Here is a 26,822-nt window from a genome sequence, read left to right as displayed (position 1 = left end):
CCGGTCGAACGTGACACCGCCCGAGGAGGTGAGACCCATGAACGCTGTATCGACGTGGGTGCTCCTTCTTCGCGTCACGGACGGCGACTGACGCAGGTGTCGCCGGGAGCGCCTCCATGAAGGCACTCCCGAAAGGCAACACCAGTGCAAGACGTCATCATTTCCGGGTGCGGGCCGACCGGCGCGGTCCTGGCCGCCGAGCTGCGGCTGCACGGCGTGCGGGTACTCGTCCTGGAGAAGGAGACCGAGCCCAAGTCGTTCGTCCGCATCGTCGGTCTGCACATCCGCAGTATCGAGCTGATGGCGATGCGCGGACTGCTGGATCGCATCCTCGAGCACGGACGGAAGCGTCCGGCCGGTGGATTCTTCGCCGCCATCGACAAGCCCGTTCCCAAGGGCCTTGATTCCGCGCACGCCTATCTGCTGGGCATCCCGCAGCCGGTCATCGAGCGCCTGCTCGAAGAGCACGCGATCGCCTTGGGCGCGCGGGTCCGGCGCGGTCGCGCGGTGACCGCCCTCCAGCAGGACGGCGAGGGCGTGACCGTCGAACTGGCCGGCGGGGAGCGGCTGCGCGCGCGCCATCTCGTCGGCTGCGACGGTGCGCGCAGCACCGTGCGCAAACTGCTCGGCGTCGGCTTCCCCGGCGAGCCCTCGCGGAACGAGAGGCTGATGGGCGAGATGAAGGCGGACGCGCCGCAGGAGGAGATCGCCGCCAGGATGGCCGAGATCGGCGACAGGCGATTCTGGCTCAGGCCCTTCGGCGAAGGCGTCTACAGCGTCGTCGTCCCCGCCGTGGACGCCGGTGATCGCGCGGGAAACTGGCCGCGCAGATCCGCGGCTGGGCCCCGGACGGCCTGCTGGACACCTACGAGGCCGAACGCCGCCCGGTCGCCGCCGACGTCCTGGACAACACGCGCGCCCAGACGGAGTTGTCGTCCCCCGGAGCGGGCCCGCAGGCCGTGCGCAGGCTGCTCACCGAACTGATGGACTTCGACGAGGTGAACCGCCATCTGATCGAGAAGATCACCGCGATCGGCGTCCGCTACGACGTCGGCGAGGGCCACGACCTGCTCGGCCGCCGGATGCGCGACATCGACGTGGCGCAGGGCCGCCTCTACGGCCTGCTGCGTCGCGGCCGCGGACTGCTGCTGGACCGCACCGGGCGCCTGACCGCGGGCGGCTGGTCGGACCGGGTGGACCACCTCGCCGATCCCACCGCGGCACTGGACGTCCCGGCCGTCCTGCTGCGCCCCGACGGCCACGTCGCCTGGGTCGGCGCCGACCAGCGGGACCTGGACGGCCGCCTCTCCCGCTGGTTCGGCCGTCCGGCCGGCTGAGCGATCGGGCGCGGCCCGCCCTTGACAGTCTTACGGCGTACGGTAGCCTTACGCGATAAGACAACCTTACGACGTACGACGAAGGGGAGACGCCATGAAGGCATGGACCTGGGCCCGGTACGGCCCGCCCGAGGTGCTGACCCTCCAGGACGTCGCGGAGCCCGCCGTCGGCCCGGACGAGGTGCTCGTCCGGGTCCGGGCGGCCTCCGTCAACCCCTACGACTGGCGCCACCTGCGGGCAGACCCGCACCTGGTGCGGATGAGCGCCGGGCTGCGGCGGCCGAGGGCGGGCCTGATCCTCGGCGCCGACCTGGCCGGGGTCGTCGAGCGGGCGGGGGCGGACGTCACCGGGTTCCGCCCCGGCGACGAGGTCTTCGGCGAGGTCGCGCTCGGGGCGTTCGCCGAGGCCGTCGCCGTCCCGCAGGACAGGCTCGCCGTCAAGCCCGCCGGCGTCCCCTTCGAACGGGCGGGGGCCGTGTCGATGGCCGCGCACACGGCGCTGCAGGGCCTGCGGGACGAGGGCCGGCTCCAGCCCGGGCAGCGCGTCCTGATCAACGGGGCCTCCGGCGGCATCGGCACGTTCGCCGTCCAGATCGCCAAGGCGCTCGGCGCGGAGGTCACCGCCGTGTGCAGCGCCCGAAACGCCGAACTGGTGCGCTCCCTCGGGGCCGACGACGTCGTGGACTACACCCGCGAGGACTTCACGGACCGGCGGGGCCGGTACGACCTGCTGATGGACATCGTGGGGAACCGGTCGCTGCGCGGGCTCCGCCGCCCGCTCGCCCCCGGCGGGACGCTCGTGCTCGTCGGGGGCATCGCCGCGCGCGGGCGCCTGCTCGGCCCCATGGGGCAGGTGCTGCGCGGCGCCCTGGCCACGCGGTTCGCCGGCCACCGCATCACCACCGTCCGCTGGAAGCCCAACGCCGGGGACCTGCGCTATCTGGCCGGTCTCATGGAGACGGGGACGATCACGCCCGTCATCGACCGGACCTACCCGTTCGCCGACGTCCCCGAGGCGCTGCGGTACGTCGAGCGCAAGCACGCCCGCGGCAAGGTCGCCATCACCCTGATGGCTTGAACAATTCTTCAATTTGCTAGTATTGCAATCCTTCGGCGAGGGAGGGCGATATGGGACGCGGACGGGCCAAGGCCAAGCAGACGAAGGTCGCGCGGAAGCTGAAGTACGACGGCGGCGGCACCGACCTTGAGCGGCTGCGCCGCGAACTGGGCGCCGCGCCCGCACCGGCCGCCGGCGGGGCGGAGGAGCCGCGGGCGGACGGCGAGCGCTGATGCCCCTCCCCCTGCACCAGGCGAAGGCGGAGCTGTTCAAGACGCTCGGGCATCCGGTGCGGATCCGGGTGCTGGAGCTGCTGTGCGACGGGCCGATGCCGGTCCGGGACCTGCTCGCCGCGATCGAGGTCGAGGCGTCCAACCTGTCCCAGCAGCTGGCGGTGCTGCGCCGCGCCGGGATCGTCACCGCGCACCGCGAGGGCTCGACCGTCGTGTACGAGCTCGCGGGCGGGGACGTCTCGGAGCTGATGCGCGCCGCGCGGCGGATCATCACCGACCTGCTCGCCGACCAGGGCGTCCTGCTGGCCGAGCTGACGGCCGACGCGTGAGCGCCGCACGGCTGCTGCCCCGGCGGGCGGACTGGGCGCCCGCGCGCCGCTCCCCCGTCCGCGACCTGACCGCCGGGCTGATCGTCGCGGTGGTGGCGCTGCCACTGGCGCTGGCGTTCGGCGTCAGCTCGGGCCTCGGCGCGCAGGCGGGCCTCGTCACCGCGATCGTCGCGGGCACCCTCGCCGCCGTGTTCGGCGGGAGCAACCTGCAGGTGTCGGGGCCGACGGGCGCGATGACGGTGGTGCTCGTCCCGATCGTGGCGCGGCACGGCACGGGCGGCGTCCTGATGGTCGGGCTGATGGCCGGGATCGTCCTGGTCGCGATGGCGGCGCTGCGAGCGGGACGGTTCGCGGCGCTGCTGCCGATGCCCGTCATCGAGGGCTTCACCGCCGGGATCGCCGTGGTGATCGCGCTGCAGCAGGTGCCGGCCGCGCTCGGCGTGACCGGCGTCCACGCGGAGAAGGTGTGGCGGGGCGCGGCCGACGCGGCCGTCCGGTTCATGGACGCGCCGACCGTCGCGGCGCCGGTGATGGCGGTGGCGGTGGCGGCGCTGATGCTGGCGGGCGCGCGGATCCGGCCCGGGATCCCGTTCTCGCTGGCCGGGATCGTCCTGGCGACGCTGGCCGCCGAGGTCCTGCCGCTGGACGTCGCGCGGATCGGGGCGCTGCCGGAGGGGCTGCCCGCCCCGTCCCTGGCCTTCCTGGACGCGGGCGCCGTCGCGGCGCTGCTGCCGTCGGCGCTGGCGGTGGCCGCCCTGGCGGCGCTGGAGAGCCTGCTGTGCGCGACGGTCGCGGACGGGATGAGCGTCGGCGAGCGGCACGACCCGGACCGGGAGCTGTTCGGGCAGGGCGTCGCGAACATCGCCGCGCCGATGCTCGGCGGGGTGCCCGCCACCGCCGCGATCGCCCGGACGGCCGTGAACGTGCGGGCCGGGGCCCGCTCGCGGCTGGCGGCGCTGACGCACGCCGCCGTCCTGGCCGTGATCGTCCTGGCCCTGGGCGGCCTCGTCGGCCGGATCCCGCTGGCCGCGCTGGCGGGGGTGCTGCTGGCCACGACCGTCCGGATGGTCGAGGTGGGGTCGCTGCGCGCGATCGCCCGCGCCACCCGCGGCGACGCCGCCGTGCTGGTCTTCACGTTCGCGGTCACGGTGGTGTTCGACCTGATCACGGCGGTCGCGGTCGGTGTCGCGCTGGCGGTCGTCCTGGCGCTGCGCGCGGTGGCGCGCACCGCCCAGCTGGACCGGGTGCCGCTGCGGGGCGGCGACCACACCGCCGAGGAGCAGCGGCTCCTGGACGAGCACATCGTCGCCTACCGCTTCGACGGCCCGCTGTTCTTCGCCGCCGCGCACCGGTTCCTGCTGGAGCTGTCGGAGGTCAGCGACGTCCGCATCGTCATCCTGCGGATGTCGCGGATCTCGACGCTGGACGCGACGGGCGCGGGCGTCCTGGGCGACGCGATCACCCGGCTGGAGGAGCGCGGCATCACCGTCCTGATCTCCGGCGTGAAACCGGGCCACGACCAGGTCCTCGCCGCCCTCGGCGTCGCCGACCACCTCCGCCGCGACGGCCTGGTGTTCGCGACCACCCCGGAGGCGATCGCGCACGCCCGCGCCCACCTGCACCGCGACGGCGTCCTCCCCGCGGCGCCGCCGGAGCCCGCGGCCGGCGTCACGGCGTGACCCGCCCTGCGGGTCAGCGGCGGCCCGAGGAGAGGCGCCCCTTCGCGCCGGTCTGGGTCGTCGGGGGGCGGTAGCGGTAGCCGACGCCGCGGACGGCCTCGATCGGTGACTCGGCGACGTCGGTGAAGCCCATCCGGCGGCGCAGCCGCAGGATCGCGAACTTCACCCGGTCCGGGCTGAGGCCGGTCGGGTCGTCCCACACCAGGGACAGCAGCTGCACCGGGCTGAGGACGTGCCCGGCGTGCCGGACGAGGGTGTTCAGCAGCCGGAACTCCGTCGGGGTCAGCTGCACCTCGTTGCCCTGGACCAGGACGGCGCGGGTCGCGGGCTCCAGCCGCACCACGCCGTCGTCGTAGACGTCCTCCGCCCAGGACGCGGTGCCCACGCGCCGCAGCAGCGCCTCCACGCGGGCGGTCAGCTCCCCCTTGGAGAACGGCTTGACCAGGTAGTCGTCGGCGCCCGCGCGCAGGCCCCGGACCTTCTCGGTCTCCTGGCCCCGGCCGGTCAGGATCATGATCGGCAGGTCGCTGATGTCGCGGACGCGCTCCAGCACCTCCCAGCCGTCCATGATGGGGAGCCCGATGTCCAGGATCAGGACGTCGGGGCGGACCTCGTGGAGCAGGCGCAGGCCGGTGCGGCCGTCGGACGCGGGGACGACCTCATGGCCGCTGTGCGCGAGGAGCGTCTCGATGACGGTCAGGGTGTCCGGATCGTCTTCGACGACGAGCAGGCGGCTCACGGGTTCTCCTCCTGGTCGAGGGGGGTCGGGTCGAGGGGTGGTTCCCAGGGCAGCCGTACCTGTGCGGTGCGCCGCCCGTCCCCGATGTCGATGCTGAGGGTGCCGCCGTGCATACCGGCGATCACCCTGGCGGTCGTGTGGCTGGGCCACTGCGCGCGGGCCTCCCCGCCGTCGCTGTAGGCGGCCTCGCCGTTCTCGCCGGCGGGCCCGCAGCCGGCGACGGTGTGGGTCATCTCGATGCACCAGCCCTCGACGGTGGGGCGGGCCGCCACCTCGATCGCGTCGCCCTGGGTCGACCCGGTCAGCGCGCCGGTCAGCAGGATGTCGAGCATCCGGCGGATCCGGATCGGGTCGCAGGTCAGCGCGGGGCCGGGGCGGGCCTGGAAGCGCAGCGACACCCCCGACCGCAGCGCGCCGGGGCGGAACTGCGCCACGACGTCCCGGACCATCGTCATCGGGTCGGTCCGCTCCGGCCGCAGCTCCAGCTCCGGCGAGACGGGGTCGGCGAGCAGCGGCAGGTCGGTGAGCAGCTCCGACAGCCGCAGCGCGTTCCGCTCGATCACCTCGATGAACTGCTGCTGGGACGGGGTGAGCGGTCCGGTGTCGGGGTCGGCGAGGAGCCCCGCGTACGCGACGATCGGGGTCAGCGGGGTGGCGAGGTCGTGCACGACGGTCGCGATGAACTCCGACTTCTCGGCGTCAAGGCCCGCGTCGGCGGGGACGGGGCGGGCGGCGCTGTCGGGGCGGGACGACGCGTCCAGCAGCGCGGCCAGGCAGGCGAGCGCCTCGGGGACGCCGCACTCGTCGAGGTCGTCGTCCAGGACGACGCCGAGCCGGCGGCCCGGTCCCGCCGGCCACGTCCGCTCCCCCGGATCGGTCGGGTCGGCGGCCGGGCGCAGCGCCGCCTCCGTCACACCCGGCATGCTGCGGAGCCCGGCGGGGACGATCGCGTCGCTGCGCGCGTCCAGGCCGGTCCTGAGCCGTTCCTCGACCAGCGCGAGGACGGCGCGGAGGAACTGGCAGGAGCGGGTCCCGGACGGTTCGTCCCGTCCTGGCCGCTGACCGTTGTCCGGCACGTCCCGTCTCCCCCTGGCCCCTGTGCTGCCCGCGAACCCTGCGCTGGAGCGTTCCATCACCTTAGGTGACGTTCCCTCTACGAAAAGTTATCAACACAGGTCGGATGCTCGGGACCGAGGGTTTCGGGAGGTAGCGACCACCCCAAAACGCCGCAACCCCCGGGCAACCCATGCGCACCGAGAGCGCATCTCCCGTAACCGAACGTTATGGACATGCGGGAAATCAAGCGCTCCGTCGCGACTCTCATCCTCACCGGTGGCACCCTGGCCGGCCTGGCGACCACCGTCGCGACGGCCTCCGCTGCTTCCGCCACCCCCAAGACCTACAGCTCGTCGTCGGCGAAGGTCGACGCGAAGGCGAAGACCCTGGCCGTCCGGAAGACCCCCTCCACCAAGGCCGGCAAGGTCAAGACCGTCAAGAACCGAAGCACCGTCACCGTCATGTGCTGGACGCAGGGCACCAAGGTCAAGGGCAGCACCACGTGGGTGCGGGTCAAGGGCGGCGGCTACGTGCCGGACACCCTCGTCGACCGCGCCCGCCCGGTCTCCTACTGCCCGCCGGCCAAGGCCAAGACCAAGGCGAAGTCGACGGGCCCCCTCGCCCCGCGGCCCGCCATCGTGCCGGTCTCCGCGACGGCCAGGCGGCTCCCCTCGAACGCCGTCGCCTTCCTCGCCAAGACCTCCAAGGCCGCCCAGGTCAGCCAGGCCGACTGGGGCGTCCCCGCGTCGGTCGTCCTCGCCCAGGGCATCCTCGAGTCCGGCTACGGCCAGTCGGCCCTCGCCACCAAGTCGAACAACTACTTCGGCATCAAGTGCAGCAGCGTCAAGTCCCCCTACCAGGTGGCCTGCCACAAGTACCCGACGACCGAGTGCACCAGCAAGGGCTGCCACAAGACCACCGCGACGTTCCGGGCCTACGCCTCCCCCACCGGGTCCTTCGAGGACCACGGCCGCTTCCTCGCCCTGAACTCCCGCTACAAGACGGCGTTCAAGTACAAGAGCAACGCCGACCAGTTCGCCAAGGAGATCGCGAAGGCCGGCTACGCCACCGACCCGGCGTACCCCGGCAAGCTCATCAAGCTGATGAAGGACTTCGACCTCTACCGGTACAACTGACCCCCCGCCGCCGCGCCCCCTCCGGGTGCGGCGGCGCGGTCCATGGAGAGCCATGCAGGATCACACGGCCATCACGCCGGACCCCGCCCCCGGGTCCGGCGTTGACCGTCCCCCCGCCGGGAGGGAACCGCGGCACGCGCCGTGGCTCCTGTTCCTGCTGTCCGGCTGCCTCCTCAGTGCCGCCGCGGTGATCATCCCCGACCCCGTCGGCAGGATCTTCTGGGAGGCGGTGCCGCTCTCCGCCGTCATCGCCATGATCGTCGGGATCCGATGGCACCGGCCGTCCCCCGCCCGCCCCTGGTGGCTCATGACCGCCGGGCTCGCCGTCTGGGCCGTCTCCGACATCGTCTGGACGACCATCCTCGTCACCACCGGCGCGGACGCCTTCTGGACGTCCGCGCTCTACATGCTCGCCTACCCCTCGATGGCGATCGGCCTCGCCCAGCTCGCCCGCGGCCACTCCCGGCGGCTCAGGAACGGCGCCAACATCGACGCCGCGTTCGTCACGATCAGCGCCGCCTACCTGTGCTGGACACTGGTCTTCAACCCCCACTCCGGCCGGACCTCCCTCACCGGCGGCCTCCTCGTCGGCGCCGCGTTCTACCTCGCCTTCGACGCCCTCGTCATCTTCATGACGGCCCGGCTGTGGATGCTGCACGGCTCCCGAAACCCCGTCTACCTCATGCTCGGCGTGGGCTTCTGCGGCCTCATGACCGCCGACACGTCCTACCTCATGACCCAGGCCGGGACGGGATTCGGCCAGGGCAACGCCCTGGAGGACATGGGCTGGCTGACCTGGGCCGTGCTCATGGGCGCCGCGGCGCTGCACCCGTACATGAACCGGACGGGCCCGGCCGCGGGCACCGGCCGCGTCACCCTGCTGCGCGGCGCGGTCTTCCTGGCGATCACCTGCGCCACCCCGCTCACCGCGCTGATCACCTTCAGGTCGGGCCGGGTCGACCGGGTCGACATCGCCCTCCAGCTGATCCCGCTGATGTTCCTGCTCGGCTTCCTGATCGTCCGGCTGATCGGCCTGACCAGCGTCGCGGTGCGCCGCGCCCGCGAGCTCGACCGCCGCACGGCCGCGCTCACCGCGTCCCTGCGCGAACAGGAGAAGCTCCAGGAGCTGCTCACCTACCAGGCCCTGCACGACCCGCTGACCGGCCTCGCCAACCGGGCCCTGTTCAACGACCGGCTCGGGCAGCTCACCGCCCGCCGCGGCCCGGCCGGGCACGCCGTCCTGCTCCTCGACCTCGACGGGTTCAAGGACGTCAACGACACCCGCGGGCACCCCGTCGGCGACGCCCTCCTCGTCCAGACCGGGCACCGCCTGCGCGACCTGCTCCGCGAGGCCGACACCCTCGCCCGCCTCGGCGGCGACGAGTTCGCGATCCTCCTGGAGGACGTCACCCGCGACCAGGCCGCAGACATCGCGTCCCGCGTCGTCGACGCGCTCGCCGTCCCCTTCACGGTCGAGGGCCACCACCTGCAGATCACCACCAGCGTCGGCCTCTACCTCGTGGACGGCCACGCCCAGGCCGCAGACGTCATGCGCGACGCCGACCTCGCCCTCTACGCCGCCAAGGCCGCCGGGAAGGACCAGATCAGCGTCTTCCACCCGGACCTGCGCGTCGAGCAGCTCGACCACGCCCGCATCGTCGCCGGCCTGCGCCGCGCCCTCGACGACGACTCCCTCACCCTCGCCTACCAGCCCGTGGTGAACATGGACGACGGCCGCATCCGCGCCGTCGAGGCCCTCCTTCGCTGGAACACCCCAGACGGCCCCATCCCGCCCGACGCGTTCATCGGCATCGCCGAGGAGACCGGGCTGATCGTCCCGATCGGCGAGCGCGTCCTGCGCCGGGCCTGCCACGAGGCGCGCCGCTGGCACGAGGACCACGGCATCGCCGTCACCGTCAACGTCTCCAGCCGCCAGCTCCGCCGCGCCGACTTCACCGCGACCGTCCTCGCCGCCCTCCGCGACTCCGGCCTGCCCGGCGAGGCCCTCATCCTGGAGATCACCGAGACGGCCCTGCTCGCCAGCGGCCCCAAGGAGACGGCCCGCATCACGGCGTCCCTGTCGGCGCTGCGGGAGCACGGCGTCCGCGTCGCCATCGACGACTTCGGCACCGGCTACTCGTCCCTGGCCTACCTGATGCACCTGCCGGTGGACGTCGTGAAGATCGACGGCGCGTTCACCGCGTTCGACCCCTCGTCCGCCCGCCAGAACGCGTTCGTCCAGGCGATCCTGCACCTCTGCGAGAGCCTGCGGCTGCCCGCGATCGCCGAGCAGATCGAGACCACCGAGCAGCACGAGTTCCTCCGCGGCCTCCGCTGCCCCCTGGGCCAGGGCTACCTGTTCGCCCGCCCCCTCCCCGCCGAGGCCCTGGACGCCCTCCTCAGCGGCGACGACCCCCTGACCCGCCAGGCCGTCTGACCACGGCGAGGCCCCCACCGCCCGACCGGTGCCGGCTTCGTGCTCATGCGCCGAGAGGAGCATGAGAGCCGGAGCCCCCAGGCCGGTCGGATGTGCTGGGAGGATGGTCCGATGACCGTTGTCGAGCGAGAAGAACTCCAGGTCGTCGGCATCGCCGTCCGCACGACCAACGAAGCCGAGGCCGACCCGTCCCGCGCCCTGCTCGGCGGCCTGTGGGCCCGCGCCGGCGCGCCCGGCGCCTTCGACCGCGTCGGGTCCCGGGCGGACGACCGGCTCTACGCGGTCCTGACCGACTACGAGAGCGACGAGCGCGGCGCCTACACCCAGATCGTCGGCGTCAAGGTCACCGAACTCACGGGCCCGCCCGAAGGCATGGTGGCGGTACGCGTCCCCGCCGCCCGCTGCCTGAAGGTGGAGGCCCGAGGCCCGATGCCGCAGGCCCTCATCGAGGCGTGGCGGCAGGTCTGGAAGCACGCCGACCCGCCTCGCGCGTTCACCACCGACCTCGAGGTGCACACCGCCGAGGGCGCGGACCTGCTCATCGCCGTGCACGACTGACGCACGCCGGCCCCGGACGGGTGCTCACCAGCTGATCCCGGCCGCCACCGGCAGGTGGTCGCTGCCGGTGGCGGGCAGCACCCACGCGCTCTCCGCCTTCACGCCGCGGACCAGGATCTGATCGGCCCGCACCACCGGGAACTCCACCGGCCAGGTGAAGCCGAAGCCGTCGCCGGCGACGTCCTGGGCCGAGCGCATCGTTGCGGTGACGCCGCCGAGCGCGCGGTCGTCGGTGCTGCCGTTCAGGTCGCCGAGCAGCACCACCCGCGCGTTCCTCTCGGCGGCGACCGCCTCGCCGAGCGCCCGCACCCCGATGTTGCGTGAAGCCGTCCAGAAACCGGCCCTGGGATTCACCCGCACGGAACCCAGGTGCGCCACGTACACCGTCAGCGGCCCGCGGGCGGTGGCCACCGTGGCGCGCAGCGCCCGGTTCGGGGCGGCCTTCCCCTCGGCCGTAATCGTCCGCGCCAGCGGCCCGAAGTTCATGATGTCGATCGGCCGGGCGTCCGACAGCGGCAGCCTGCTCCACAGCCCGACCGTGCCCAGCACCGTGCGGTGCGGATACGTTCTCGCCAGTTCCGTCTCGTACACGCCCGTCGCCTGGGGGGTCAGTTCCTCCAGCGCCAGCACGTCCGCGCCGGAGGCGGCCAGGGCGCGGGCGGTCCCGGCCGGATCGGCGTTGTCGGCGCCGACGTTGTGGCTCACCACGATGAAGCCGGCACCCGGATCGGACTTGTCGAGGAGCCGCCCGCCGAAAAGGTGCGCCCACACCACGACCGGCAGCAGCAGCGCCGCCACCGCGGAGGCGGAGCGGCGCCACAGCGCCCCGGCGAACAGCACCGGAACGCCCAGGCCGAACCACGGCAGGAAGGTCTCCACCAGGCTGCCGAGGTTCCCCGCCCGGTTCGGGATCCACGCGTGCAGCAGCAGGAGCAGGCCCAGCAGCAGCGCGAGCGCCACGAGGACCGGGCCGCGCCTCCAGGGCTCCGGCCGCGAGGCGGCGCCGACCATCCGGCCGATCATCCGGCGGACGCCCGCGCTCCGGGCCGTCGATGGCGGTGTTCGGGACATGCCGCCAGTACAGACGGCGTGACGTTGCCGCCGCGTATGCGGTTTCCGATACGGGGACGATATGCGCCGGCTCCTACCATGAGCGCATGCGCGTGCTGATCGTCGAGGACGAGCCCTATCTGGCGGAGGCCGTCCGCGACGGCCTGCGCCTGGAGGCGATCGCGGCCGACATCGCCGGTGACGGCGACACCGCCCTGGAACTGCTGGGCGTCAACTCCTACGACATCGCCGTCCTCGACCGGGACGTCCCCGGCCCGTCCGGTGACGAGATCGCCGAGCGCATCGTCGCCTCCGGCAGCGGCATGCCGATCCTGATGCTCACCGCCGCCGACCGTCTGGACGACAAGGCCTCCGGGTTCGGACTCGGCGCCGACGACTACCTCACCAAGCCGTTCGAGCTGCGCGAGCTCGTCCTGCGGCTCAGAGCCCTCGACCGCAGACGCGCCCACAGCAGGCCGCCCGTGCGGGAGATCGCCGGCCTGCGGGTGGACCCGTTCCGCCGGGAGGTCTACCGCGACGGCCGCTACGTCGCGCTGACCAGGAAGCAGTTCGCCGTGCTCGACGTCCTCGCCGCCGCCGAAGGCGGGGTCGTCAGCGCCGAGGAACTGCTGGAACGCGCATGGGACGAGAACGCCGACCCGTTCACCAACGCCGTCCGCATCACCGTCTCGGCGCTGCGCAAGCGCCTCGGCGAACCCTGGATCATCGCCACCGTGCCCGGCGCCGGCTACCGCATCGACGCGCCACCCGGCGCCGGACGCGAGGAAGCGGAGCGCGCCTAGGCCGCCGGCCGTCTCCGCGGGGTGACGTGGGTCTCTTTGGCAAAATTCTCCTCAAATCCACTCATCCGTGGCCGATATAAGCGGGTATGAGCGATGATCTGACGGGGTCGCGGAGTGCGCTGATCACGCTACTCCGCGCAGCGGGCGGCACCGTGTCCGAGCGCATCACGCGCGCACTCGACGTGGTGGTCGAGGCCCTGCACATGGAGGCCGCCTTCGTCGGCGAGTTCCGTGACGGGCGGCGCGTCGTGACCCACGCGGTGGGCCCGCTGGTGGAGGTCGGCATGAGCCAGCCGGCCGAGGAGACGGTGTGCCATCTGATCGCGTCCGGCGAGGTGGGGCCGCTGGTGCCCGACACGGCGGACGACGCGGTGCTCGCCGCGCGTTCTGACCTCCCCCTGCTGGGCCTCCGCAGCATCGCCGGCGTGCCGCTGCGCGCCCGCGGCCAGGTGGTCGGCACGCTGTGCTGCCTGTCCCAGGAGTCCGGCGCGCTGCTGAACGAGCGGGACGCCGCGACGCTGCAGGCGGTCGGCGGCTACATCGGCGAGATCCTCGAAGAGGCCCCCGAGGCGTCCGCCGCCCCCCGGCAGGTGGACCTCCTCCAGCTCTCCGCCGCCGTCGCGGCCGGCCATGACCTCGAGGGCATGGCGCGTCCGCTGCTCCATCTGATCCGGCAGGTGACGCAACTCGACTCGGCCTTCCTCTCGCTCGTCGACTGGGACGTGCCCCAGCAGCGCGTCCTTTTCGCCCTGAACGAGGGCGAGCTGACCATCCCGGAGGGCATCAGCGCCCCCTGGTCCGACACGCTGTGCCGGCGGGCGCTCGACGAGGGGCGGCCGCTCACCACCAACGTCCCCGAGGTCTGGGGCGACTCCCAGGCAGCCCGCATGCTCGGCATCGTGACCTACCTGACCGTCCCCGTGGTCGACTCGACCGGCTCCGTGATCGGCACGCTCTGCGGCGCGGGCCACCGGGAGCAGGAGGTCGACCCGCGGCACGTGGCGTCCATGGAGATGTTCGCCCGCCTCGTCGCCGGCCAGCTGGAGAGCGAGGCCGCCCGCAGGGCGGAGCTGGCCCGCATGGCCGCCATCGAGGAGCGGATGGGCCGGCTGCGCGACCTCGCCGAGCGCGACCAGCTCACCGGCCTGCTGAACCGCGGCGGCATCCAGGGCTGGCTCGCCACCGCCCTGAACGAGCTGCGGCCGGGCACCGAGCAGCTCGCCGTCGCCTTCATCGACCTCAACGAGTTCAAGCCGATCAACGACACCCACGGCCACGCGGTCGGCGTCGGCGTCACCGAGCCCGACCTCACGATCACCGAGGTGCTGCACCGCGCCGACGAGGAGATGTACCGCGTCAAGGCCGACCGCAGGGCCGCATAGCGCCCGGCGCGGCGGTTCGCCCCCCGAGCTCGAACCGCCGCGTCAGGCCCGGCATCCCCGGTCAGTAGGCGCAGATGGACGCGGCTCCGACCGTCCAGGTGCGCTGGACGGTCTTCCACAGCCGGGTGTCCACGACGCCGCTACCGGTGGTGGTCGGCTTGTACGGCCACATGCTGTAGGCGTGGGCCGCGCCGTTGCTGCCATTGAGGAGACCCACCCCGAGGATCTTCCGGCTCCCCTCGCAGGGGGAGCTCGACCCGACACCCGAATCGGAGGTGCGGGTGGAGTAGTTCCACCGGATCTGGTGCCCGGCCGGCTCGGCGGCGCAGACCGCCCAGGCACCGACGCCGAAGTCCGGCGGGAGGGGGAAGGAGTCGGTGGGATCCTCGATCCCGATCACCCTGACCTCCTCCTCCGTCGGGGTCACCGCCTCGAACGTCACCCCCCGGTTGACATCGGACACCACGCCTCCGGTGCCGAGCACGACCTTTCCGGCCGAGCAGCGGACGGTGGCCGGCTTCCTGCGCTCGCCGATCGGCAGGCTGGTGCCCCCGGAGTAGCGGATCTCCCAGCCGGACGGCCGGTCGCCGCAGACCGCGTAGGCGCGCAGGTACCAGTCACCGCCGAATCCGGCGGAGCTCTCCAGCGCCTGCGCGGCGTATCCGTCACCGGCGGATCCGGAGAAGGGGTACAGCGACTGCAGCGCGACGCTCTTCTCGCCGTTGAAGAGCCGTCCGCCGCCGCCGAGGACCTTCGTGCCGGCCGGGCAGGGGGCCGTCACGAACCGGTAGGACTCGGAGTTGATCAGCGAGTCCCTGCTGTAGACCTGCGCGTTGAGCGCCGCCGCGGCCGGCGGTGCGGTGGACACCTGGACGCCGACCGCCGATCCCGCCGCGACGGCGGCCGCGCCGCCGACCGCGGCGAGCCTTCGCCTTCCCGTGAACATGTCGCCTCCCTGCTCGCGCCCCCGTCCGGGACGATCCCCACATCCTGCGAGGGCGGCCTTGGACGATGGTTGGCGCGACCTTGGCGTCCGCTATCCGAGCAGTTCGGTGTAGGCGTCCCGCACCGCACGGCAGGGGTCGACGCCCAGTTCCTCGCGCAGGAGGACCCGCAGGCGCTCGTACGCCGCGAGGGCCTCCGCGACATTTCCCCCGGCCGCGAGCGCGCGCATCAGCAGCAGATGCCCGGTCTCCCGCAACGGCGCCGCCTCCAGCAGCTCCCGCGCCGCCCGCTCCGCCCCCGGCAGCTCCGGACCGCCCAGCTCCAGGCACGCCGTCGCGTAGCACTCCAGGGACCGGACGCGCATGTCGTCCAGGCGGCGGCGCCACGAGTCCGCCCACGGGCCGTCGGCCTCCGGCAGCAGCGGCCGGCGGGCGACGAACTGCGTGGCCAGCGACGATGACCAGGCCCGCCGCCACTCTCCCAGCGCGACCGCGGACTCGGCCGTGTGCAGCGCCGAGATCGCCACCTCGACGTCGACGTACGCCGGATCGGGCAGCCGCAGCGACAGCGTCCCCCGGCCGCGCAGCACGTCCGGCCCCACCACCGCGCGGACCTTCGAGATCAGCGCGTTGAGCGCGGCGTCCGCCGCCCGCGGCGGCGACCCGCCCCACAGCGCCTCGACCAGGGCCTCCCGCGACACCTGCTGCCACCGGCAGAGGACCAGGTGGCCGAACACCAGCCGCCCCTGCCGGCCCGGCAGGACGTGATCGACCCGCCGGCCGCGCAGCTCCACCGCGAACGCGCCGCACAGCTGCACGCGAGTGGGGTCCTTCGGCTCCGCTGACCCGGCCACGTTGCCACCTCGACCCGCTGCACTGATCCTGGAGACTACCCGCAGCCGAGGAGCGCCCTCATGACCCGTCAGGTTCGATGCGAATGCGGCTACACCGCCCGCGGTGACACCGACGACGCCGTGATCTCCCTGATCCTCGCGCACATCACGACGGACCACCCGGATCTCGTCGGCGTCGAGACCGCCGAGGACATCCGCACCTGGATCGAGTTGCTCCCCGACTGAGGCCGTGTCAGGCGTCGGCGTCACCGAGCCCGACCTCACGATCACCGAGGTGCTGCACCGCGCCGACGAGGAGATGTACCGCGTCAAGGCCGACCGCAGGGCCGCATAGCGGGGAGCGGGGCGGTGGCCAGGAGGGTGGCCGCGGCGTCGGCGGCGAGCGCCTCCGCGCGCTCGGGGATCTCCCCGGTCGCGAGCAGGTGCCGCCGGACGACGGCGTACGGGAGGTCGACGGTGACCATGGTGAGGCGTTCCACGTCCCCGGAGGTGTGCCGGGCGGCCGCGTCGGCGAGCGCGGCGGCGACGCGCGCGTTGTCGGTGGTCAGGCGCTGGCGGGCCTCGGCGGGCCAGTTCGGCTCATCGAACGACGCGGCGCCGTGGAGCAGGATGCGCGCCTCCTGCGGATGGGCCCGCGACCAGGCGACCACGTACCGGGCCGCCGCGTCCGGGGCCTCGGCCATGGCCGCGAGCCAGCCGTCCTGGAAACGTTCGAGCGTGCGCAGCCACAGCGCGGCGAGCAGCGCGGCCAGTCCGGGGAAGCGGTGGTAGACCGAGCCGCTGGGCGCCCCGGCGGCGCGCGCGACGGCCGCGACGGTCACGCCGCGCGGCCCGCTCCCGGCCGCGAGACCCGCGGCGGCGTCCAGCAGCCGGTCCTCGTCGAACCGCGATGGTCTCCCCATGGACGCGAGGGTATAGTCTCAACTCTATTAGAGAGCATCCTCTAATACAGCGTCCTCGCGATCCGTGGAGGAACCATGCGTCTGGACGAGACCGCCACCACCCGATCTGCCGCCACCCAACCCGCCGCGCCGCACGCGCTGCCGCCCGGTCAGCGGCCGGCGCCGCTCGAACCGTTCGGGCTGACCCCCTTCGCCTCGGTGCACCCGCGCGTCCCGGCGCGTCCGAGCGTGACGGTCGGCGGCGCCGTCCGGCGGCCCACCCAGTTCGACGCCGCCGAACTGCTCGCGCTGCCCGGGCACGGCGACCGGCGCGCCGACCTGCACTGCGTCACCACCTGGACCGCGGTCGGCCTGGAATGGCACGGCGTGCCGTTCAGCGCCGTCCACGAGGTGATCGCCCGCGAGGTGGAGCCCCGAGGCTCCGCGCGGTGGGTGACCTTCATCGCCCTGGACGGCTTCCGCGCCACGATGCTGCTCGACGACGCCCTCACCGGCGACGTGCTGCTCGCCGACACGCTCGGCGGCGTCCCGCTCACCCCCGACAACGGAGCGCCGCTGCGGCTGGTGGCGCCCGCGCACTACGGCTACAAGAACGTCAAGCACGTGTGCGCCATCGAGTACGCCACCCGCTACAAGGCCGGCTGGAGAGGCTGGATGAGCCACCCCCGCGGCCGCGTCGCCATGGAGGAACGCAGCCGCCTCCTGCCCGGCCGCGTCTGGCGCCTGTTCTGGCGCGCGCTGCTGCCGTCCTCGCGCAAGGCGTACACCGCCCTCAGAGAACGGACGCGCTAGGTGCCTGCAGTGGAGAGGACTCGGTGCAGGGACCAGGCGGTGGCCAGGGTGGCGATGAGGCCCCCCGCTCCGGCGGCGATGAAGACCACCGGTGCGGTGGTGAGGTCCAGAAGCAGTGCGCCGCCGAGGTAGGAGAGGGCGGCGGCGACGCCGATCGCGCCGTAGAGGCTGCCGAAGACGCGGCCGAGGAACTCGGGGGGCACGGTCCGCTGGATGAGAGTGTTGGTGGCGACGTCGGATCCGTGCTCGAGGTCCCGGGGGCCGGGATCCCGACTGCGGAGGGGGCCGGCATGCTCATCGTCGCCTGTGACCCGATTGGATTCCCCGCAATGAGGTACGGGCCCTGTCCCCAGCCGAGATCCGCTGGAACATCCCGCCGAGCTCGTGTCTCCCCGCGGACGGCGTCCGGACACGGCGTGATGTCCGGCCGCGCCTGGAGTCCGGGACGGATGGTCAGGAGCCGTTGGGCCGGTATGTGAGGACGGTGACGCCGGAGTCGAAGGTGGTGGCGCCGGCCGGCTCGATGCCGGTGGTGCTCTCGGGGCGGAACAGGGGCTTGCCCTCGCCCTCGAGCACGGGGTAGATCCAGATCCGGTACTCGTCGAGCAGGCCGTTGGCGGCCAGGGCGTCGGTGAGGCGGCCGTTGCCCCAGATCAGGATGTCGTCGCCGTCCTGCTTCTTGAGGTCGGCGACCTGGGCGGCCAGGTCGGCGCCGTCGATGACGACGGTCGGGTTCCAGGCCGAGGTGTCGACCGGCTGGGACGCGACGACGTACTTGGTCATCCTGTCGTTGACGTGGTCGGCGTAGGGGTTGCCGCCCATGCCGGGCCAGGCCTGGGCCATTCCCTGGTAACGTCACCCGCCTGCTCTCACCCCTCCAAGCCCAGGAACTGACCACCCTCGACAACCTTCTCCGCAAACTGCTACAGGCTCTGACCCCAGAGCAGGACCCCGAGGCCAAGGGCAAATGATCTCCACGCCGGCGCGATGGTCCCTGCCGCGGCTTCGCGCGCATCGGTTCCTGGCCCGGCGCATCCCCGCGGCGGCTCGCAGGTCGTTGGCCACGGGCGGGCTCAGTGGCCGATGTCGCGGTCGCCGGCTTCGATGAGGCCGCTCTCGTAGGCGAAGATGACGATCTGGGCGCGGTCGCGCAGGCCGAGCTTGGTGAGGATGCCCGAGACGTGCGACTTGACGGTCGCGGGGCCGATGAAGAGGTCTTCGGCGATCTCGGAGTTGCTGGAGCCGCGGGCGACGGCGGCCATGACCTCGCGTTCCCGGTCGGTGAGGCGTTCCAGGCGGGACGCGACGGCGGTGTTGACGGTGAGGCGCTGGGCGAACCGGCCGATGAGCCGCCGGGTGATGGAGGGGGCCAGCAGGGCGCCGCCGTCGGCGACGGTGCGGACGGCGGTGGCGAGCTGGTCGGGCGGGATGTCCTTGAGGACGAAGCCGCTGGCACCGGCGTGCATCGCCCGGTAGACGTACTCGTCGGGGTCGAAGGTGGTCAGGATCAGGACCCGGACGGTCCAGTCGGATTCGGCGAGGATCCGCGCGGTGGCCTCCAGGCCGTCCATGTCGGGCATCCGGATGTCCATGAGGATCACGTCGGGCCGGTGCCGGCGTGCGGCGTCGATCGCCTCGACGCCGGTTCCGGCCTCGGCGACGACCTCGATGTCGTCGTGGATCTGAAGGATCATGGCGAAGCCGCCGCGGACCAGGGCCTGGTCGTCGACGATGGCGACACGGATGCTCACGCGGGCTCGCCTCCGGTGGGCAGGTGGGCGACGACTTCGAACCCGCCGGACGGGCGGGGCCCGGCGTCGAGGGTGCCGCCCAACAGTAGTGCCCGTTCGCGCATCCCCACGATGCCGTGGCCTCTCGTGCCGTGCTGGGCGTCGGACGGCTCCGGGAGGGCGGTGGTGCCGCCGCCGTCGTCGCGGACGCCGATGACGATCTCGTTCCGGGCGCCGGCGCCGAGCCGCACCTCGGCGCGGGTGCCGGGTCCGGCGTGCTTGAGGACGTTGGTGAGCGCCTCCTGGACGATGCGGTAGGCGAACAGGTCCACGCGGGCGGGCAGGCCGTCCGGTACCCCGTTCATCGACAGGTCCACGGCGACGCCCGTCCCGCGGATCTGGTCGGCGAGGCGGGGGATGTCGGCGAGGCCGGGCTGGGGCTCGGGACCGGCGGAGCCGTTGTCGGGGCGCAGGACGCCGAGCAGGTGGCGCAGCTCGGCCAGCGCCTGGCGTCCCTCCTCCTCGACCGCCCCCATCGCGCGCAGCGCCTGTTCCGGCACCGGGCCGTCGGCGGCGTGCGCGGCCATCGCCTTGGCGGCCCCCGCCTGCACCGTCATGACGCTCACCCGGTGGGCGACCACGTCGTGGAGCTCGCGGGCGATGCGGGTCCGCTCCTCGGCCACGATCCGGCGGGCCTCGGCGGCCTGCTCCGCCAGGAGGCGGGCGGCGTGCTGGGCGCGCAGCCGCAGGCGCCGTCCGACGTACCACACGACGAACATGACCACGAAGCCGAAGGTGACCTCGCCCCACGTGGCGGGATCGGTGCGGCTGTCGATGACGATCAGGACGTCGGCCGCCGCGACGCCCGCCAGGCCCCGCCAGGTGGCAGACCGGAGCGGGCGGCGGGACGGCTCCTCGGCCGCGTACCGGCCGGTGCTGTACAGGGCGATGAGCACCGGGATGCCGATGAGCGTGTCCGGGGTCGTGAACATCAGGACCCAGCCGGTCAGGGTGACGCCCAGTACGGCCAGGGGCGCGCGGCGGCGCAGGTACAGCACCGCGCCGACCACGACGAAGACCGGCACGGCGGCGATCTTCAGGTCTCCGGGGGGACGGAGGACCAGCTCGCCGCGGGGGGTGTCCGTCACGAGCACCAGCGCAAGGACGACCACCGCCGCGAGGACGGCGTCCGCGGCGCGGGGCCAGCGGGCGAACGGGCCCCGGAACCTGCCGGGGACGGTCCCGGCCGGCGGGGAGGGCGGCGCTGTGCGGTTCACCATCGCTCCACTGCGAGAGGCGGCGGCCCGCCGCAGGTCAGCGGGGGCTCCGGGGTCACCGTAGGCGGTGCCGGGCACGCGGTCATCCCCCTGGAGACGGAGGCGGTGCCCGCACCGGGACGGGGAGGGCCCCGCGCACCGCCCGTCCCGCGGGGGAGATCCGTTCCCGCCGGGGGGCGGGCGACCGCGCGGGGGTCCGGCGAGCACGGTTGGAGGGACGCTCGGCCGGCGCGTTCGATGCCGGATCCGCACCCCCCGAAGGAGCACGTCATGCATCGCGTCATCCGCCGAATCGGCGACGCGGCAGCCCGCCGGCCATGGGCGACGATAGGGCTGTGGGCGGTCCTCGCCGTCCTGGTCGCCGGGCTGGCGGGGACCGCCGGCGGCGACTTCGCCGACGACCTCGTCGCCCCGGGCAGCCAGAGCGAACGGGCGATGGAGCTGCTGGAGGAGCGCTTCCCGCAGGCGGCGGGCGGCAGCGCCAAGGCGGTCTTCGCCGCGCCGGACGGGGAGCGGCTCGACCGCTACCGGCCCGCCGTCGAGGCGGCCCTGGCCCGGATCGCCGGCGTGGAGCACGTGGCCGCGGTGGCCGACCCGTTCGCCGCCGGGACGGTGTCGCCCGATGGGCGCATCGGCTACGCCGAGATCACCTTCGATGTGCCGTCGGCGGGCCTCGGCCCGGAGCCGATCACGGCGATCGGCGACGCCATCGAGCCGGTGCGGACGGCCGGTGCGGTCGCGGAGGTCGGCGGCGACGCGGCGTTCATCAACGCCGAGACCGAGACGTCGGGCACCGAGGCGGCCGGGCTGCTGGCCGCGCTGGTCGTGCTGCTCGTCGTGTTCGGGACGGTCGTCGCCGCGCTGGTGCCGATCGTGATCGCCCTGGTGACGGTGGCCGCCGGGCTGGGCGGCATCGCGCTGCTGGCCCACGCGATGGACGTCACGAGCGCCGCGCCGAGCGTCGGGGCGCTGATCGGGCTGGGCGTCGGCATCGACTACGCCCTGTTCATCGTGGTCCGGTACCGCGAGAACCGGGCGGGCGGCCAGGGCAATCCGGTCGCGCTGTCGAACGCCATGGCGGCGGCGGGATCATCGGTGCTGTTCGCCGGCGGAGCCGTCATCGTGGCGATGGGGGCCCTGCTGCTGACCGGGCTGGGCCTGCTGGCCTCGGTCGGCGTCGGTGCCGCGCTGGTCGTGCTGTTCGCCGTGGCCAGCGCGCTCACGCTGCTTCCCGCGCTGCTGTCGCTGCTCGGCGACCGCATCGACGCCGGGCGCGTCGACCGCCGCAGCCGTCCCGCCGTCCGGCCCGAGGACACGGCCTGGTGGCGGCTGGCCCACCGCGTCTCGGCCCGCCCGTGGCCGTACCTGCTCGCCGCGGCGGCGCTGCTGCTCACGCTGGCCGCCCCCGCGCTGTCGATGCGGACCGGCTACCCCGACGCGGGCGACGACCGGCCGGGCACCACCCACCGCCAGGCCTACGACCTGCTCGCCGAGGGCTTCGGCCCCGGCCACAACGCCCCGCTGCTGCTCGTCGCCGACCTGCGCCGGCCGGGCGTGGACGCCGGGACGGTCGCGGCGCTGTCCGAGCGCCTCGCCGCCGATCCCGGCATCGCCGCGGTGGGCCCGCCGCGCACGTCCCCCCAAGGGGACACGGTCGTACTGCCCGCACTCCCCACCGGCGGACCCTCAGATCCGCAGACCTCCCGGACGCTGGAACGCGTCCGCGATCTCGTCCCCGGCAACGTCGCCGTCTCCGGCATGACCGCCATGACCGACGACCTCACCCGGCAGCTCGACCGGACCCTCCCGATCTTCGTCGCCGCGGTCCTGGCCGCGTCGTTCCTGCTGCTGATGGTGCTGTTCCGCGCCGTCGTGGTGCCGCTCAAGGCCGCGGTGATGAACCTGCTCTCGATCGGCGCCGCGTACGGCGTCGTGGTCGCGGTGTTCCAGTGGGGATGGTGCGCCGAGCTGTTCGGCCTGGACCGGACGTACGTGATCGCCTCCCCGCTGCCCACGATCTTCTTCGCGGTCCTGTTCGGGCTGTCCATGGACTACGAGGTGTTCCTGCTCTCCCGCATCCGCGAGAACTACGACGCCACCGGGGACGCCACCGAATCGGTCGCCCGCGGCATGGCGGGCACCGGCCGTGTGATCACCTCCGCCGCGCTGATCATGACGGTGGTGTTCCTCGGCTTCCTCGCCCACCCCTCGCCACTGGTGAAGATGCTGGGCCTGGGCCTGTCGACGGCGATCCTGCTCGACGCCACCGTCGTCCGGATGATGCTGGTCCCCGCGACCATGGCCCTGCTCGGAAAGGCCAACTGGTGGCTGCCCCGCCCCCTGGAGCGGCTGCTCCCCCACCTGGGCACCGAGGGCACCGGCAACCCCCGGCGGCTACGCGAACCGGAACCCGCCGCGTCCGGACGCGGTTGATGAACGAGGCCGGTTACCGAGTGGCTGCGCGCCACCGCCGCGTCAGGCGGCGTCCGGCTGGGATGCGGCGCGGACGACGCGGCCCTTGCCGCCGTGCTTGGCCTCGTACATGGCGGAGTCGGCGGACGCGAGCAGCTCGGTCGGCGCCATGCCGGCGCCGATCGCGACGCCGATGCTCGCCGACAGGGGGCCGCCGTCCGGGCCCCGGAGGCCGGAGAGGCGGGCGGCGATCCGGTCGGCCAGCGCGGGGGCGGCCCGGCGGGCGTCCGGCTCGGTGACCAGGACGACGAACTCGTCCCCGGCCAGGCGGCAGATCATGTCGCCGGGGCGGGTGGCCGTCTCGGTCAGCGCCCGGGCCACGTCGATGAGAAGCCGGTCGCCGGCGGCGTGCCCGTACCGGTCGTTGACGGCTTTGAAGTCGTCCAGGTCCACGAAGATCACCGCGGTGTCGGTGCCGGACGCGCAGCAGGCGGCAAGAGCGCCGTCGAAGGCCCCCCGGTTGGCGAGGCCGGTGAGCGTGTCGTGGGTGGCGAGGTGCCGCAGCCGCACCTCCATCGACCGCAGCCTGGAGGCGTTGTAGGCGAGCACCTCGCCGACCAGGATGTAGAGCGGGATCGCGTAGGTGAGGGAGGCGTAGTCGGACGGCCGCGCGTCGGTCATGATCAGCGGGACGACGTAGGTCGCCGCGGCGAGCGGGGCGCACAGCAGCGACAGGCCGCGCGGCTGGGTCAGTCCCACCCACATGAACGCCACGACGTAGAACATCCCGTACCGGAAGGGGTCGACGCCGCCGAGCAGGTTGTGGACCGCGATCAGGACGTACGACACCGGGATCTGCACCAGCGCCAGCCATCGCGGCAGCCGCTCCCACGGCAGCATCAGGTCGACGGCGCCGAGGACGAGGGCCAGCAGGCCGACGGCGAGCACGCCCGCGCGGTGGAATCCGGCGGGGGTCGGCATCAGCACCGTGAACATGGTGAACACGCCGGACATGGCGAACAGGAAGCCGAGGATGCGGCCGGCGTGGCCGATGCCGGGCAGCTCCCTCGACGGCTGGCGCCAGAGCCGGGCGGCCTTCGCAGATCTGATGTCCACTGGCGGGTACGGCTTCCTCGTGTCGACGCGACTCACAGCACCCATCGGTGATCGCGAGCCCGGGTTGAGGGATCCGCGCGCAAGTCTCGCGCCGGTGGAGAAAGGGGGGCGCGGCGGGACCGACTAGACGCTCCGCACCCGGGCGGGCGGCCGCCCCTCGCGCCGGAGCCGTGCCGGCTCCGGCAGCGCGGGCCGGTAGTGGTCGGTGAACAACCGGGCGACCAGCGCGCCCCGGCTCGAGACACCCGCCTTGATGAACAAGGGTGCGATTCCATGGCGGGATTCGGTTTCAGCTATGGCGGTCACGACTGGAAGATCCCTGCGGGCCTCTCCTTCTGCTATCACATTGAGGGCGACAAGCGAACCTATACGTCACAAAAGGCATATATCGCCCGGGATCTTGCCGGACTGTTCTGGCCAAAGTTCTGGAACTGGTCGATCAACTTCGCCTACTACGACGACCGTGGGCGCCGCTACTACTCCACCTACGGCAAAATCCACAACGATGGCGCCTACAAGCCTAGTCGCAGTCTGGGCAGGGGAACCTTCCCCAAGTACGGGAAAGCCTGCGCAAACTTCAATGTCGTCGGAAAAGAGCGGGCAAAACAATGCCATTACATCCACGCCTGACGTGAGTCACTGACGACACCAGGGCGGGCCGGGACGCAAAATAGCGCGGCCCGCCCTGGCATCACCCCGCCAAATATAAATGCATACCACTATATGAGATGAGATACGCAAATGCCGATGGAGACAGGATCACCCTTCTTTGACTGGGCCTACAAAGTGCTTTTCGTGCTTCTGTTCCTATCGGCCGTCCCGCTTCTTGTCACCACTGGGGTCCGCTGGTCGAAGAGCTCGACGCCCAAGCGGGATATGCTGGCCCGAATTCGGTTCTGGTTGCTCTGTACGGCAACCATCAGCTTTATAACCCTGATGATTCTCGTCTTTGTGCAGCCTTCGTGAAGCAGATCAAGATCGATCAAGGTACGCCCGTTCCAGAACGGAGGGGACTGTACGGTTTTCGGCTCTGTCGCATATTCGGTGGTGACGGACAGTGGTGTCAGCCGAGCAGGATCCTGTGCCGAAGGAGCGAGAAGCCCGCGCGTCCGTACATCTGACGTTTGATCATCTTGGTCTTGGTGTTGACGCCTTCGGTGCCGCCGTTGTGGAAGGGCAGGGTCAGGGCGGCGTTCACGGCGTCGCGGTCCAGGTCGAGCCCGCGGGTGAAAGCGTGCAGGTGAGGCAGGTCTTCGGCTCTTGCCCGGGTGATCCAGTCGGTCAGGTGTTCAGCGTTGCCATCGGCGGGGGCGAGCAGTGCGGCGAAGGAGCGCACGAGGCCGGCGAGGGAGGTCATCTCCGGGCAGCCGGCGACGCACGCGTCGAGCCGCTCGGTCTGGTGGTTCTTGAGCCGGTCGGGGGCGGTGAGCAGGTCGCGGGTGAGGCGGCGTGGTGAGATCGCGGGACGGTCGGCCTCGACGCGTCCCTGGGTGATGTAGCGGTAGAGCAGGTTCTGGCTGCCGGTGTAGCCGAGCTGCTTGATCTCTTCCAACAGTTGCAGCACCGGGACCGCCGGATCCTGCTCGCGGCGTCGGCGCAGGTGGTCGCGGTAAGGGTCGACCAGAGTGGGTCGGTACTGCGGCGCGCGGACCAGCCGTTCGGGCTCGGGAACGCGCGCGTAGCGTTTGACGGTGTTGAGTGCCAGTCCCAGGCGGCGGGAGCACTCCAGGAGCCCGACACCTTTGTTCAGCAGGTCGTGCACCTGTTGCCAGCGCTCGCGGGTGGTGGCGGCGCGTTTGCCCTGGTGCGGCGGCGGCCCGGCTTTGGCCCAGCACGCGCTGTGCGCCGCGACCTCCTTCAACACTGCTTCGGCCAGGTTGTGCCAGATGTGCCACCGGTCGCCGACCTGCTGCGCGTCGGGAAGGGCACGGCGGACCGCCTCGGCATAGGCGCCCGAACCGTCCCGGCACACGACCTGGACGCCCGGGTGCTCGCGCAGCCACGCCTCCAGGGTGTCGGCCTTGCGGTCGGGCAGCACCTCGACGCGCTGCCGGGTTTCGGCGTCGATCAGCACGGTGGCTTAGCTGCGGCGCTTGCGCAGGGCGAAGTCGTCCACGCCAAGCACCCGCGGCACCGGCCGCTCCGGCAGCGCAAGCCTCAGCAGTACGCGCAGCGCGGTGTGCCGGGACAGCAGCACGCCCAGCGCCGATAGCAGGCGTGTGCCGGCGCGGCCGGCCAGCTCTCGTACGACCGCGCCGATCTGCGAGGTCAGCCGGGGCGTGCGGCGCTGGTAGCGCTCCAGGACGCCGGGCAGCTGTTCACGGAAGGTCTGGACACAGCTGCGGATCGGGCACACCAGCCGGCGTACTCGGACCCCGACCACGACCCTGCGGGCATCGATCGGAACGTCGGCGACCGTCCGCCACTGATAGCCATGCACCTTCATCGCCTGGGTGCCACACCCTGGGCATGCCGCCGGACCGTTGGGTGTCCTGGCCCGCACCTCGATCAGCTCGCCCTGGTCCACCACGTCCTCGATGACCAGCGGAGACAGTCCGGAGAACACCAACTCCACAAGATCGTTGATCTTCTGCATGACCGATCGTGATACCACGAGCCCAGGGCGTCACCACCGAATATGCGACAGAGCCGAAAACCGTACAGTCCTAGCCTCAGCACTTCGCTACGGACGTCGCGTAGGTGAGCTGTTCGCGGTCGGCGTCGTCGGCGATGGCGGTGAATTGCTGGCGCAGCATCCGGCAGGCCTGGTCGGCGACCTGGCGGGCGGCGGCACGTTCATCACGTCGAGCATCGCGGGCGTCGCCGCGCAGGCGTCCCGCACCGCCGTGGCGCTCCGGGCACCTGACCGTGAGAGGCCCCGGCACCAACCCCGCGTCCGGTCAGGCGGAGCGAGGTTCCTGCCGGGCTTGCCGGACGATGAGTGCGTCGATGTCGTCTGCCGGGAGGGGTTTGGCGAAGTGGTAGCCCTGGGCGAGGCG

At 72.6% G+C, this 26,822-nt stretch carries 25 protein-coding genes and 3 pseudogenes; 14 read left to right on the top strand and 14 right to left on the bottom strand.

Features of this window, described 5'->3' with window-relative positions; genetic code table 11:
- Positions 1–189: 189 nt before the first annotated feature.
- The 5 genes and pseudogenes from IE99_RS29840 to IE99_RS0127005 all read left to right on the top strand — a co-directional run bounded on the left by IE99_RS29840 (position 190) and on the right by IE99_RS0127005 (position 4,635).
- Positions 190–1,337, top strand: a pseudogene (locus IE99_RS29840) (FAD-dependent monooxygenase).
- Positions 1,338–1,431: 94 nt separating this feature from the next.
- Positions 1,432–2,415 carry an NAD(P)-dependent alcohol dehydrogenase gene (locus IE99_RS0127020; protein ID WP_030176916.1) on the top strand — a complete coding sequence of 328 codons (984 nt, stop codon included), beginning with the start codon at positions 1,432–1,434 and terminating at the stop codon, positions 2,413–2,415.
- 50 nt (positions 2,416–2,465) lie between these two features.
- Positions 2,466–2,573, top strand: a pseudogene (locus IE99_RS31515) (DUF3073 domain-containing protein); the annotation flags it as partial.
- 53 nt (positions 2,574–2,626) lie between these two features.
- Positions 2,627–2,956 carry an ArsR/SmtB family transcription factor gene (locus tag IE99_RS0127010; RefSeq protein WP_030176914.1) on the top strand — a complete coding sequence of 110 codons (330 nt, stop codon included), beginning with the start codon at positions 2,627–2,629 and terminating at the stop codon, positions 2,954–2,956.
- Complete coding sequence (locus tag IE99_RS0127005; protein ID WP_037560159.1) at positions 2,953–4,635, top strand: SulP family inorganic anion transporter; 1,683 nt, start codon at positions 2,953–2,955, stop codon at positions 4,633–4,635. The genes IE99_RS0127010 and IE99_RS0127005 overlap by 4 nt, the downstream gene beginning before the upstream one ends.
- Before the next feature lie 13 nt (positions 4,636–4,648).
- Here IE99_RS0127005 and IE99_RS0127000 read toward each other — a convergent pair whose 3' ends face one another.
- Positions 4,649–5,374, bottom strand: coding sequence for a response regulator transcription factor (locus tag IE99_RS0127000; protein WP_030176910.1), 726 nt, complete (start codon positions 5,372–5,374; stop codon positions 4,649–4,651).
- Positions 5,371–6,450 carry a sensor histidine kinase gene (locus IE99_RS0126995; RefSeq protein ID WP_030176908.1) on the bottom strand — a complete coding sequence of 360 codons (1,080 nt, stop codon included), beginning with the start codon at positions 6,448–6,450 and terminating at the stop codon, positions 5,371–5,373. The genes IE99_RS0127000 and IE99_RS0126995 overlap by 4 nt, the downstream gene beginning before the upstream one ends.
- 213 nt (positions 6,451–6,663) lie before the next feature.
- On the opposite strand from IE99_RS0126995, the gene gsmA reads away from it, so the two are divergent.
- The 3 genes from gsmA to IE99_RS0126980 all read left to right on the top strand — a co-directional run bounded on the left by gsmA (position 6,664) and on the right by IE99_RS0126980 (position 10,561).
- Entirely contained in the window at positions 6,664–7,566 is a 903-nt protein-coding gene (gene gsmA, locus IE99_RS30790; protein WP_169744491.1) for a sporangiospore maturation cell wall hydrolase GsmA, read from the top strand.
- 52 nt (positions 7,567–7,618) lie between these two features.
- The gene (locus IE99_RS0126985) at positions 7,619–10,003 is read left to right on the top strand and encodes a putative bifunctional diguanylate cyclase/phosphodiesterase (protein ID WP_051713349.1); all 2,385 of its coding nucleotides are present in this window, start codon (positions 7,619–7,621) and stop codon (positions 10,001–10,003) included.
- Positions 10,004–10,114: 111 nt separating this feature from the next.
- A complete protein-coding gene (locus tag IE99_RS0126980; RefSeq protein WP_030176903.1) occupies positions 10,115–10,561 on the top strand; it encodes a GyrI-like domain-containing protein in 447 nt (148 codons plus the stop codon).
- A 24-nt stretch (positions 10,562–10,585) separates the two neighbouring features.
- On the opposite strand, the gene IE99_RS0126975 is transcribed toward IE99_RS0126980, so the two are convergent.
- Positions 10,586–11,572: an endonuclease/exonuclease/phosphatase family protein gene (locus tag IE99_RS0126975; protein ID WP_030176901.1), complete on the bottom strand. Its 987-nt coding sequence runs from the start codon at positions 11,570–11,572 to the stop codon at positions 10,586–10,588.
- 146 nt (positions 11,573–11,718) lie between these two features.
- Here IE99_RS0126975 and IE99_RS0126970 point away from each other — a divergent pair, with 146 nt between their 5' ends.
- Together IE99_RS0126970 and IE99_RS30785 are read left to right on the top strand one after the other, a co-directional pair.
- Entirely contained in the window at positions 11,719–12,414 is a 696-nt protein-coding gene (locus IE99_RS0126970) for a response regulator transcription factor (protein WP_030176899.1), read from the top strand.
- Between the two features lie 86 nt (positions 12,415–12,500).
- Complete coding sequence (locus IE99_RS30785; RefSeq protein WP_084219990.1) at positions 12,501–13,796, top strand: sensor domain-containing protein; 1,296 nt, start codon at positions 12,501–12,503, stop codon at positions 13,794–13,796.
- A 61-nt stretch (positions 13,797–13,857) separates the two neighbouring features.
- Here IE99_RS30785 and IE99_RS0126960 read toward each other — a convergent pair whose 3' ends face one another.
- Both IE99_RS0126960 and IE99_RS0126955 read right to left on the bottom strand, forming a co-directional pair.
- Positions 13,858–14,742 carry a hypothetical protein gene (locus tag IE99_RS0126960; RefSeq protein ID WP_030176894.1) on the bottom strand — a complete coding sequence of 295 codons (885 nt, stop codon included), beginning with the start codon at positions 14,740–14,742 and terminating at the stop codon, positions 13,858–13,860.
- Positions 14,743–14,832: 90 nt separating this feature from the next.
- Positions 14,833–15,594: an AfsR/SARP family transcriptional regulator gene (locus IE99_RS0126955; RefSeq protein ID WP_030176892.1), complete on the bottom strand. Its 762-nt coding sequence runs from the start codon at positions 15,592–15,594 to the stop codon at positions 14,833–14,835.
- A 60-nt stretch (positions 15,595–15,654) separates the two neighbouring features.
- Between IE99_RS0126955 and IE99_RS32190 the strand changes: the two genes are divergently transcribed.
- Complete coding sequence (locus IE99_RS32190) at positions 15,655–15,819, top strand: DUF1059 domain-containing protein (protein WP_157610509.1); 165 nt, start codon at positions 15,655–15,657, stop codon at positions 15,817–15,819.
- 83 nt (positions 15,820–15,902) lie between these two features.
- Here the strand turns inward: IE99_RS32190 and IE99_RS0126940 are convergent, their stop codons facing one another.
- Positions 15,903–16,496 (bottom strand): TetR family transcriptional regulator, encoded by a 594-nt coding sequence (locus IE99_RS0126940; RefSeq protein WP_051713344.1) that lies wholly within the window; start codon positions 16,494–16,496, stop codon positions 15,903–15,905.
- 75 nt (positions 16,497–16,571) lie between these two features.
- On the opposite strand from IE99_RS0126940, the gene IE99_RS0126935 reads away from it, so the two are divergent.
- The gene (locus IE99_RS0126935; protein ID WP_084219988.1) at positions 16,572–17,288 is read left to right on the top strand and encodes a molybdopterin-dependent oxidoreductase; all 717 of its coding nucleotides are present in this window, start codon (positions 16,572–16,574) and stop codon (positions 17,286–17,288) included.
- Here the strand turns inward: IE99_RS0126935 and IE99_RS0126930 are convergent.
- From IE99_RS0126930 to IE99_RS0126915, 4 genes are all read right to left on the bottom strand, one after another.
- Positions 17,285–17,491, bottom strand: coding sequence for a hypothetical protein (locus tag IE99_RS0126930; RefSeq protein ID WP_030176885.1), 207 nt, complete (start codon positions 17,489–17,491; stop codon positions 17,285–17,287). The genes IE99_RS0126935 and IE99_RS0126930 overlap by 4 nt on opposite strands.
- A 250-nt stretch (positions 17,492–17,741) precedes the next feature.
- Complete coding sequence (locus IE99_RS0126925) at positions 17,742–18,131, bottom strand: dihydrofolate reductase family protein (protein ID WP_084219986.1); 390 nt, start codon at positions 18,129–18,131, stop codon at positions 17,742–17,744.
- Positions 18,132–18,361: 230 nt separating this feature from the next.
- Complete coding sequence (locus tag IE99_RS0126920; RefSeq protein ID WP_030176882.1) at positions 18,362–19,039, bottom strand: response regulator transcription factor; 678 nt, start codon at positions 19,037–19,039, stop codon at positions 18,362–18,364.
- Positions 19,036–20,298, bottom strand: a complete 1,263-nt coding sequence (locus IE99_RS0126915) for a sensor histidine kinase (protein ID WP_030176879.1) — start codon at positions 20,296–20,298, stop codon at positions 19,036–19,038. Before IE99_RS0126915 ends, IE99_RS0126920 begins: the two co-directional genes overlap by 4 nt.
- Before the next feature lie 267 nt (positions 20,299–20,565).
- On the opposite strand from IE99_RS0126915, the gene IE99_RS0126910 reads away from it, so the two are divergent.
- Positions 20,566–22,728 (top strand): MMPL family transporter, encoded by a 2,163-nt coding sequence (locus tag IE99_RS0126910; RefSeq protein WP_030176877.1) that lies wholly within the window; start codon positions 20,566–20,568, stop codon positions 22,726–22,728.
- Positions 22,729–22,770: 42 nt separating this feature from the next.
- Here IE99_RS0126910 and IE99_RS0126905 read toward each other — a convergent pair whose 3' ends face one another.
- Together IE99_RS0126905 and IE99_RS32510 are read right to left on the bottom strand one after the other, a co-directional pair.
- Positions 22,771–23,823, bottom strand: a complete 1,053-nt coding sequence (locus IE99_RS0126905) for a GGDEF domain-containing protein (protein ID WP_051713342.1) — start codon at positions 23,821–23,823, stop codon at positions 22,771–22,773.
- Between the two features lie 123 nt (positions 23,824–23,946).
- Positions 23,947–24,084, bottom strand: a complete 138-nt coding sequence (locus IE99_RS32510) for a hypothetical protein (protein WP_211258937.1) — start codon at positions 24,082–24,084, stop codon at positions 23,947–23,949.
- A 12-nt stretch (positions 24,085–24,096) separates the two neighbouring features.
- On the opposite strand from IE99_RS32510, the gene IE99_RS32185 reads away from it, so the two are divergent.
- On the top strand, positions 24,097–24,453 hold the full coding sequence (locus IE99_RS32185) for a hypothetical protein (RefSeq protein WP_157610508.1): 357 nt from the start codon (positions 24,097–24,099) through the stop codon (positions 24,451–24,453).
- A 433-nt stretch (positions 24,454–24,886) separates the two neighbouring features.
- On the opposite strand, the pseudogene IE99_RS29835 reads toward IE99_RS32185, so the two are convergent.
- Positions 24,887–26,419, bottom strand: a pseudogene (locus IE99_RS29835) (ISL3 family transposase).
- Between the two features lie 76 nt (positions 26,420–26,495).
- Entirely contained in the window at positions 26,496–26,708 is a 213-nt protein-coding gene (locus tag IE99_RS32180; protein WP_157610507.1) for a hypothetical protein, read from the bottom strand.
- Positions 26,709–26,822 lie beyond the last annotated feature (114 nt).

Source organism: Spirillospora albida, assembly GCF_000718255.1.
Lineage (GTDB): Bacteria > Actinomycetota > Actinomycetes > Streptosporangiales > Streptosporangiaceae > Spirillospora > Spirillospora albida.
Note: the sequence above shows the minus strand (reverse complement) of the source record. Positions and strands in the feature narration are given on the sequence as shown.